General features: G+C 65.1%; 6 protein-coding genes and 1 pseudogene. 1 reads left to right on the plus strand and 6 read right to left on the minus strand.

Translation table 11 applies throughout. The features are described from left to right. Positions 1-149: 149 nt before the first annotated feature. Positions 150-1,787: pseudogene (locus G3N93_RS29310) on the plus strand (autotransporter outer membrane beta-barrel domain-containing protein); the annotation flags it as partial. A gap of 92 nt (positions 1,788-1,879) precedes the next feature. Here the strand turns inward: G3N93_RS29310 and G3N93_RS29315 are convergent. The 6 genes from G3N93_RS29315 to G3N93_RS29340 all read right to left on the minus strand — a co-directional run bounded on the left by G3N93_RS29315 (position 1,880) and on the right by G3N93_RS29340 (position 7,777). Continuing rightward, complete coding sequence (locus G3N93_RS29315) at positions 1,880-2,605, minus strand: amino acid ABC transporter ATP-binding protein (RefSeq protein ID WP_011350949.1); 726 nt, start codon at positions 2,603-2,605, stop codon at positions 1,880-1,882. After that, on the minus strand, positions 2,602-3,279 hold the full coding sequence (gene gltK / locus G3N93_RS29320; RefSeq protein WP_174939183.1) for a glutamate/aspartate ABC transporter permease GltK: 678 nt from the start codon (positions 3,277-3,279) through the stop codon (positions 2,602-2,604). The genes G3N93_RS29315 and gltK overlap by 4 nt, the downstream gene beginning before the upstream one ends. After that, positions 3,279-4,019, minus strand: coding sequence for an amino acid ABC transporter permease (locus G3N93_RS29325; protein ID WP_011350947.1), 741 nt, complete (start codon positions 4,017-4,019; stop codon positions 3,279-3,281). Before G3N93_RS29325 ends, gltK begins: the two co-directional genes overlap by 1 nt. Before the next feature lie 84 nt (positions 4,020-4,103). Beyond that, positions 4,104-4,997 (minus strand): glutamate/aspartate ABC transporter substrate-binding protein, encoded by an 894-nt coding sequence (locus G3N93_RS29330; RefSeq protein ID WP_174939181.1) that lies wholly within the window; start codon positions 4,995-4,997, stop codon positions 4,104-4,106. 252 nt (positions 4,998-5,249) lie between these two features. Further along, entirely contained in the window at positions 5,250-6,536 is a 1,287-nt protein-coding gene (locus tag G3N93_RS29335; RefSeq protein ID WP_011350945.1) for a Glu/Leu/Phe/Val dehydrogenase, read from the minus strand. A 287-nt stretch (positions 6,537-6,823) separates the two neighbouring features. Then, entirely contained in the window at positions 6,824-7,777 is a 954-nt protein-coding gene (locus G3N93_RS29340; protein ID WP_206134526.1) for a LysR substrate-binding domain-containing protein, read from the minus strand. Positions 7,778-7,994 lie beyond the last annotated feature (217 nt).

Below are 7,994 nucleotides of genomic sequence, written 5' to 3' on the forward strand. Positions count from 1 at the left end.
GGGGGGGGGGGGGCGGGGGGGGGTGGGCGGGGGTGGGGGGGGTGGTGGGGGGAGGGGGGTGATGGTGGTGGTTGTTTGGTTGATGCGACGGCGCCCCCCGGGATCTACACGCGTGCGCACGCTCTTGCCCTACGCGACGCTCGTCCGATCACGGCAGCCACGCCACCTTCACCGCATCGGCCGTGAACCTGGCCGGCGACATCGTCTCCGACGCATCGAGCACCGGCAACGTGTTCCTCGCAAACGGCACGACATTGGCCGGCAAGATCGACCCGGTCGCGCTGTCTGTCGACAACACCAGCACGTGGCGCATGACGGGCAGCTCGGTGCTGAGCAGCCTGAACAACGCGGGCCTGGTCGCGTTCGCCGCGCCGACCGGTTCGCCGACGCTCACGGGCAGCTACAAGACGCTGACGACCGGCAGCTACGTCGGCAACGGCGGCACGATCGCGCTCAACACGTTCCTCGGCGCCGACGCATCGCCGACCGACCGGGTGATCGTGAACGGCGGCGCCGCGAGCGGCACGACGGGCCTGAAGATCGCCAACACGGCCGGCACCGGCGCGCAGACGAAGGGCGACGGGATTCCGGTGGTCGTCACGGCCAACGGCGGCACGACCACCGCATCGGCGTTCCAGCTCGCGGGCCCCGTGCAGGCGGGCGCGTACGAGTACCGGCTCTATCGCGGCGGGCAGAGCGACGCGAACGGCTGGTACCTGCGGTCGCAACTCGATCCGTCGGATCCCGGCGACCCGATCCACCCGTCCGGCGGCGGCGATGGAGGCGGCAACGGGAATGGCAACGGCGGCACGCTCGCGTATCGCCCCGGCGTGTCGGGCTATGCTCTCACGCCGCTGCTCAACGCCGACTACGGCTTCTCGACACTGGGCAAGCTGCACGAGCGCGTCGGCGACATCTACAACCTCGAAAAGCAACAGCCCGGCAATCGCGACGGCGTGTGGGGGCGCATCGGCGGCCAGAGTCTCGACGCGAATGCGGGCCGCTTCGCCGCCGACGAGCGCACGTTCTTCGCGCAGTTGGGCAAGGACTGGACGCTCGACCAGGCACCGAACGGCGGCGGCAGCACGCATACGGGCGTGACGGCCAGCATCGGCGTGTCGAACGCAAGCTTCAGCGACATGGCGCGCGCCGATACGGCCAACCTGTCGACGTCGACGGGCTCGGTCGAAATGCACGCGCAAAGCATCGGCGGCTACTGGACGAAGTACCTGTCCGACGGCACGTACTTCGACAGCGTCGGTCAGGTCACGCACTACGGCAACCGCTATCGCGACAGCTACGGCAACGAGGCGTCGCAGAACGGCTTCGGCGTCGCGCTGTCGCAGGAAGTCGGCAAGCCGTTCGCGATCGGCGCGCTGCCGGTCGCGGTCGAGCCGCAGGCGCAGCTGATGTATCAGCACCTGAAGCTGAACGGATTCAACGACAACGTCTCGGCGGTATCGGGTACGACGACGAACGCGCTGCGCGGCCGCGTCGGCGTGCGCATCTTCCGGCCGAACCTCCAGTCGGATTCGGGCGGCGGCGCTGCCACGCCGTACTTCACGGCCGACGTGCTGCACGACTTCCTGTCGCCGGGCCAGACCGTCGTCGGCGGCACGCCGTTCGCAACGCACCTCGGCCGCACGTGGTACGAGCTCGGCGTCGGCGTGACCGCGGGCTTCGGCAAGTCGGGCGAGCTGTACGCGAACGCGAAGATCGCGCGCAACATCGGCGGCGACTACCGGCGCGGCATCGTCGGGCAGGTCGGCTACCGCTACAGCTGGTAACGCCCGCCGGCGACGGACGAAAAAAAACCGCCCGGCGCTCGGCCGGGCGGTTTTCGTATCGGCGCACATGCCGCGCCGACAAGCGCGAACGCTCAGTGCAGGATTTTCGCGAGGAAGTCCTTCGCGCGTTCCGATTTCGGATTCGAGAAGAAATCGTCCTTGCGGTCGTCCTCGACGATCGCGCCCTTGTCCATGAAGATCACGCGATGGGCGACCTTCTTCGCGAAGCCCATCTCGTGCGTGACGACCATCATCGTCATCCCTTCCTGCGCGAGTTCGACCATCACGTCGAGCACTTCGTTGATCATCTCGGGGTCGAGCGCGGACGTCGGCTCGTCGAACAGCATCGCGATCGGATCCATCGACAGCGCGCGCGCGATCGCGACACGCTGCTGCTGGCCGCCCGACAGCTGGCCCGGGAACTTGTGCGCATGCGCCTTCAGGCCGACGCGGTCGAGCAGCTTCATGCCCTTCTCGTTCGCCTCGTCCTTGCCGCGGCCGAGCACCTTGACCTGCGCGAGCGTCAGGTTCTCGGTGATCGACAGGTGCGGGAACAGCTCGAAATGCTGGAACACCATCCCGACCTTCGAGCGCAGCTTCGACAGGTTCGTCTTCTTGTCGCCGACCGACTGGCCGTTCACGAGGATCTCGCCCTGCTGGAACGGCTCGAGGCCGTTCACGGTCTTGATCAGCGTGGATTTACCCGAACCCGACGGGCCGCACACGACGACCACTTCGCCTTTCTTGACCTCGGTCGTGCAGTCGGTGAGAACCTGAAACTGGCCGTACCACTTCGAAACGTTCTTGATGGAAATCATCTTGTGACCTTTTTCTGGAGACCCTTGACGAGTGCAGACGCCAACGAGCAAATCACGAAATAGCATGCGCCGGCGAACAGGACCATCTCGACGGTCGTGCCGTCGCGATCGCCGATGTTGGCCGCCGTGCGGAAGAAGTCCGCGAGACTGATCACGTACACGAGCGACGTATCCTGGAACAGGACGATCGCCTGCGTGAGCAGCAGCGGCACCATCGCGCGGAACGCCTGCGGCAGGATCACGAGGCGCATCGCCTGCGCGTAGTTCATGCCGAGCGCAAACGCGGCGTTCACCTGCCCGCGCGGCACCGCCTGGATGCCGGCGCGGATGATCTCGGAATAATACGCGGCTTCGAACAGCGAGAACGCGACCATCGCCGAGGCGAGACGGATGTCGATCGTCGGCGACAACCCGAGCACGCCCTGCAGCAGCTGCGGCACGATCAGGAAGAACCACAGCAGCACCATCACGAGCGGGATCGAGCGGAACACCGTCACGTAGGCCTGCGCGAACCACGCGAGCGGCTTCACGCCCGACAGCCGCATCAGCGCCAGCAGCGTGCCCCAGACGATCCCGACCACGATCGCGATCAGCGTGATCTGGAACGTGACGACCGCCCCCGTCCACAGCGTCGGCAGCGCGCCGGGAATACTACTCCAGTCGAACTGATGCATCACTTGCCTCCGATATAGCCGGGCAGCCGCGTGCGGCCTTCGATCCAGCGCATGAACGACATCACGACGAGGTTGATGATCACGTACGCGAGCGTCACCGCGATAAACGACTCATACGTCTGCGCGGTGTAGTCGACGAGCTGGCGCGCTTGCGCGGACAGGTCGAGCAGGCCGATCGTCGACGCGACGGCGGAGTTCTTGAAGATGTTCAGGAATTCCGACGTGAGCGGCGGCACGATGATCCGGTACGCAACGGGCAGCAGCACGTAGCGGTACGTCTGCCATTGCGTGAAGCCCATCGCGAGGCCGGCGGCGCGCTGGCCCTTCGGCAGCGCGTTGATCCCCGAGCGCACCTGTTCGCACACGCGCGCGCCCGTGAACAGGCCGAGACAGATGATCGACGCGGTGAAGAACTGCGTGGTGGGCGGCAGCTGCTTGATCCAGGTGCCGATCGAAGCAGGCAGCAGCTCCGGTATCACGAGATACCAGACGAAGAACTGCACGATCAGCGGAATATTCCGGAAAATCGACACGTACAGGGTGCCGATCGCGGACAGCCATTTGTTCGGCACGGTGCGCAGCACGCCGAACAGCGATCCGACGATCAGCGCGATGACCCAGGCGACGAGCGACACTTCGATGGTCACCCAGAAGCCGGACATCAGCCATCCGAAATAAGTCGTCGGCTCGCCGGTCGACACGGGGCTCAGGAAGATGCCCCAGTTCCAGTGGTAAGACATGGGCAAGACTCCAGCAAAAAGAGACGGAAGAAGCGGGGCCTCTTCCGTCTCATTAGCGTCATTTCTGCATCAACGGCCGTGCGGTCAGTCGAGCGCCTTGTCGTTCGGGTTCGCGTACAGCTTCTTCATCGAATCGGACAGCGGGAAGTTCAGGTTCAGCCCCTTCGGCGGGATCGGGTTCTCGAACCACTTCGCGTAGATCTTCGCGGCTTCGCCCGACTTCTCGACTTGCGCGATCGCGTCGTCGACGACCTTCTTGAAGTCCGCATCGCCCTTGCGCATCATGCAGCCGTACGCTTCTTCCGATTGCGGCGTGCCGACGATTACCCAGTCGCCCGGCTTCTTCGCCTTCGCGCGCTCGCCCGCGAGCAGCGCGTCATCCATCATGAACGCGATCGCGCGGCCCGACTCCAGCGTATTGAACGAATCGCCGTGATCCTTCGCGCTGATGATGCTCATGCCCAGCTGCTTGTCGTTGTTCATCTTGCGCAGCAGGCGCTCGGACGTCGTACCGGCGGTGGTCACGACCGTCTTGCCCTTCAGGTCGGCGAAATCCTTGACGCCCGAATCGTTCTTCGTCATCAGGCGCGTGCCGATCACGAAGATCGTGTCGGAGAACGCGGCCTGCTGCTGACGCTCGGCGTTGTTGGTCGTCGAGCCGCACTCGATGTCGACCGTGCCGTTCTGTACCAGCGGAATGCGGTTTTGCGACGTGACCGGGATGTTCTTCACCTGCAGGTTCGGCAGGTTCAGCTTTTTCTTCACCGCGTCGACCACCTTCATCTGGAAGTCACGCGAATAGCCGACCACCTGCTGCTTTTCGTCATAGTAGGAGAACGGAATCGACGATTCGCGGTGGCCCAGCGCGATCACGCCCGTGTCCTTGATCTTCTTCAGCGTGCCCGTCTCCTGAGCATGCGCGCCACTTGCGAACGCGCAAAGCGCCGCGAACATCAGGACTGCCTTTTGGTATTTCATTTTGGTCATCTCCTTGGCTAAAACCCGCGCCAGTGTATCAAAGTAATATTTTTGAAAGTACTGGTTGTTTACCGCACTACGAATCGCGCTGCGCGAAGCCTTCCTCCCGGCTTGGGGCGCCCCTTCCGGCGCCTGAATGCGCGCGCGGGCGGTACCGGATTCGGCACCGCCCGCGAGGGTTCATGCACGCAACCGGATGGATTGCGTCATGGATTGATCGTAGTCAACCGATCTGAAATCGGCAACCGCAGATCAGGGGTACAGGCCGCGCATTTCGCGCGCCATCAGGATGCGCTTGCACGCAACGATGAACGCTGCCGTACGCACCGACACCTTGTGCTCTTCCGCGACTGCCCACACGCCGGAGAACGCTTCGCGCATCACGCGTTCGAGACGGTGGTTGATCTCGTCTTCCGTCCAGAAGAAGCTCGAGAAATCCTGCACCCATTCGAAGTACGACACGGTCACGCCACCCGCGTTCGCGATCACGTCCGGGATCACCAGCACGCCGTTCGCGGTCAGGATGTCGTCCGCCGCCGTCGTCGTCGGGCCGTTCGCGCCTTCGACGATGATCTTCGTGCGGATCTTCCCTGCGTTCTTCTCGGTGATCTGGTTTTCCAGTGCCGCCGGGATCAGGATGTCGGTTTCGACGGTCCAGAACTCGTCATTCGGCATCGGCTCCGCGCCTTCGAAGCCCGCGACACCGCCCGTGCGTGCAACGTGGTCGAGCAGCTTGTTCGAATCGAGGCCGGCCGGCTGGTAGATCGTGCCCGTGTGATCCTGCACCGCGATCACCTTCGCACCCGCTTCCTGGAACAGCTTCGCCGCGATGCCGCCGACGTTGCCGAAGCCCTGCACCGCGATGCGTGCGCCTTCGATCTCGAGGCCTTTCTTCTTCGCCGCTTCGCTGCCGACGACGAACACGCCGCGGCCCGTTGCTTCCTTGCGGCCGAGCGAACCGCCGAGTGCGATCGGCTTGCCGGTCACGACGCCGGTCGACGTCTGGCCCTGGTTCATCGAGTACGTGTCCATCATCCACGCCATCACCTGTTCGTTGGTGTTGACGTCCGGCGCCGGGATGTCGGTGTTCGGGCCGATGATGATGCCGATTTCGCTGGTGTAGCGGCGCGTCACGCGCTCGAGCTCACCACGCGACAGCTTGCGCGGGTCGACGCGGATACCGCCCTTCGCGCCGCCGTACGGCACGTTCACGGCCGCGTTCTTGACCGACATCCATGCGGACAGCGCCATCACTTCCGACAGCGTCACGTCCTGGTGGTAACGCACACCGCCCTTGCCCGGGCCGCGCGACACGTTGTGCTGCACGCGATAGCCTTCGAAGTGCGCGACGGTACCGTTATCGAGCTCGATGGGGCAGTCGACGATCAGGATGCGCTTCGGGCGCTTCAGCGTTTCGAGCCAGCGCGACAGCGAGCCGAGGTACGGCGCGACGCGATCGACTTGCTGAAGGTAGTTGCCCCACGGGCCGAGATCGTCGGCGTGCAGGTAGGACGGGATGGACTGCAATTGCGAAGACATGGATGCTCCAACGGTCAACAGGTGCGCACATTGTCGAAAAACCCGTTTTTTTTATCCAATGCCGTTTGCTTATTCGATTATGCGTTTCTTGCATGATCGCGATTTTTCGCAAATCTGCGGTCGATTTGCGCAAGAACGCACGCGATCGATCGTGCATCGCGTGCGTGAAAAATCGTGTTTCCTGGATGCGGGAGGGCCGCCGGACAGCCGCCCGACAGGCGGCGCAAGCTCGACGACAGCCGGCCGGCCCGCGCGGTCGCGGTTAACCGCCCACGGTTAACCCGCGATTAGCCCGCGGTTTCGCGCAGTTCGTCGCGCACGACGTCCCACAGCGCACGCACGAGCTTCTGCCGCGGATCGTCGCCCTGCAGCGCGAGCTTGTCGCAGTACAGCCGGATCTCCATCGTCAGCGTGAACGGGTACGCGCCGCCACGCACCGACCGGTCGAGCCGGATCAGGCGGCCGCCCGCGACCGCATCCTCGACCGCGCTGTGCGGCAGGAACGCGATGCCGTGGCCCGCGAGCGCCATCGCCTTCAGCCCTTCGGCCATGTCGGTTTCATAGACGCGATCGAGGAACAGCGGCGTCGTCGCATTCGCGACGATGACCTCCGTCATCCGGCCGAGATACGCGTTCGGCGTATATGACAGGTACGGCACGCGCGCATCGGCCGTGCCGGGCAGCGTATAGCGCGGCCGCCCCGCGCGGCCCGGCGCCGAAAACGGGCTGATCGGCTCGCTGCCGAGGATCAGCATGTCGTAGCGCGCCGGGTCGAGCGCGACCGGATGGCTCGGGTGGTGGTAGCCCATCACGAGATCGCAGCCGCCCTCGACGAGCGACAGCACCGCGTCGTGCACGTTCAGCGCGCGCAGCCGCGTGTGAACCTGGCCCATCTTCGCCTCGATCCGCTGCAGCCAGCGCGGGAAATACGTGAGCGACAGCGTGTGCGGCACCGCGAACTCGATCGTCGGCACCGGCGCGCCGACGTGGCCGCGCAGCAGCGTGCGCGCCTCGTGCGCCTGCGACAGCATCGTCAGCGCCTGTTCGTAGAAGATCTGCCCGGCCTGCGTGAGCCGCGTCGGATAAACCGAACGATCGATCAGTTCGGTCGCGAGCCATGCCTCGAGCGCCTGGATGCGCCGCGAAAACGCCGGCTGCGACACGTGCCGCAGCTCGGCGGACCGGCTAAAGCTGCGCGTTTCCGCGAGCGAAACGAAGTCGTCGAGCCATTTCAGTTCCATGCAGGCGGGCGCGGCGGGCGGCGGGGTGGGGCTGCGGGGGGGGGGGTGGTGGAGGGCCGGGGCGACGTCGGGGGTCGGACGCTAGGCGCGAGTGCTCGCGCGGGTGGCCGATGCGCTGAACAAGGTGCCCGGCAACGTGCGCGTGACCGGCTATACCGACGACACGCCCGTGCATACGGCGCGCTTCGCATCGAACTGGGACCTGTCGCGCGAACGC

Source organism: Burkholderia sp. Se-20378 (assembly GCF_017104665.1).
In the GTDB taxonomy this organism is placed as follows: Bacteria; Pseudomonadota; Gammaproteobacteria; order Burkholderiales; family Burkholderiaceae; genus Burkholderia; species Burkholderia lata.

What these genes read in the sequence shown, in the direction of transcription:
- G3N93_RS29340 (WP_206134526.1), bottom strand. Translation starts at nt 7,777, where the DNA reads ATGGAACTGAAATGGCTCGACGACTTCGTTTCGCTCGCGGAAACGCGC.
- G3N93_RS29315 (WP_011350949.1), bottom strand. Translation starts at nt 2,605, where the DNA reads ATGATTTCCATCAAGAACGTTTCGAAGTGGTACGGCCAGTTTCAGGTT.
- gltK (WP_174939183.1), bottom strand. Translation starts at nt 3,279, where the DNA reads ATGCATCAGTTCGACTGGAGTAGTATTCCCGGCGCGCTGCCGACGCTG.
- G3N93_RS29325 (WP_011350947.1), bottom strand. Translation starts at nt 4,019, where the DNA reads ATGTCTTACCACTGGAACTGGGGCATCTTCCTGAGCCCCGTGTCGACC.
- G3N93_RS29330 (WP_174939181.1), bottom strand. Translation starts at nt 4,997, where the DNA reads ATGAAATACCAAAAGGCAGTCCTGATGTTCGCGGCGCTTTGCGCGTTC.
- G3N93_RS29335 (WP_011350945.1), bottom strand. Translation starts at nt 6,536, where the DNA reads ATGTCTTCGCAATTGCAGTCCATCCCGTCCTACCTGCACGCCGACGAT.